Source organism: Tsukamurella pseudospumae (assembly GCF_001575205.1).
GTDB classification, from domain to species: domain Bacteria; phylum Actinomycetota; class Actinomycetes; order Mycobacteriales; family Mycobacteriaceae; genus Tsukamurella; species Tsukamurella pseudospumae.
In genome coordinates, this window is record NZ_LSRE01000031.1 from 1 (window position 1) to 929 (window position 929).

Genomic DNA, 929 nt, shown 5'->3' on the forward strand with positions numbered 1-929 from the left:
CCGTAAGACCGTCCGCAACTATCTCAACGGGGTCACCGAGCCGGGTGTCCGCCACCGGGACGAGGACCCGTTCGAGCCGTTCGCCGAGTACGTCACCAGCCGCTTGCTCGAGGACCCGCATCTGTGGGCGCAGACCCTGTTCGACGAACTCGTCGAGATGCGGTTCAAGCAGTCGTATTCGTCGCTGACCCGGCAGATCCGGGACCGTGGCCTGCGCCCGGTGTGCCCGCAGTGCACGACCGCGGTGAACCGTCCGAACGCGGTGATCGAGCACCCGCCAGGCGAAGAGACGCAATGGGATTGGTTGGATCTACCCGATCCGCCAGCGGCGTGGGGGTGGGGCAAGACCGCGCACCTGTTGGTTGGAACGTTGTCGTGTTCAAGGCGGTGGCGAGGTTACCTCGCCCCGAATACGACACGCCCGCAGGTGATCGTCGGCCTGGACCGGATCACCCGCCGGCTCGGTGGGGTGACCCGCAACTGGCGGTTCGACCGGATGGCCACGGTCTGCCACCCCTCCAGCGGGGAGCTGAAGGCCGAATTCGCTGCGGTCGCCAAGTATTACGGTGTCTCGGTCAAGATCTGTCCACCACGTTCGGGGCACCGCAAAGGCGTTGTGGAGGGCGAGAACCGGAGCATCGCGCAACGCTGGTGGCGGACCCTGCCCGACGAGCTGACCGTGGAGCAGGCCCAAGCGTCCCTGGATGAGCACTGCCGAGTCCGCGTCGATACCCGGATGCGCGCCACCAAAGACGGCCGCAGCTCGGTGCTGACCGTCGCCGCCAGCGAACCCCTACGCCGGCCTCCTGCGGCGCCGTATCCCGCGGTCCTGTCGGAGCCGAGGAAGGTCTCACGGCAGGCCCTGGTGGCGTGGCGGGGCAACCAGTACTCGGTGCCGCCGGAGCTCGCGATGGGAGAGGTCACCGTCA

The 929-nt window shown here is 67.8% G+C and carries 1 protein-coding gene; it reads left to right on the plus strand.

Features of this window, described 5'->3' with window-relative positions:
• Window positions 1–929 (plus strand): Mu transposase domain-containing protein (locus AXK61_RS16380; RefSeq protein WP_068746382.1); only part of this gene is annotated, 929 nt, incomplete at both ends.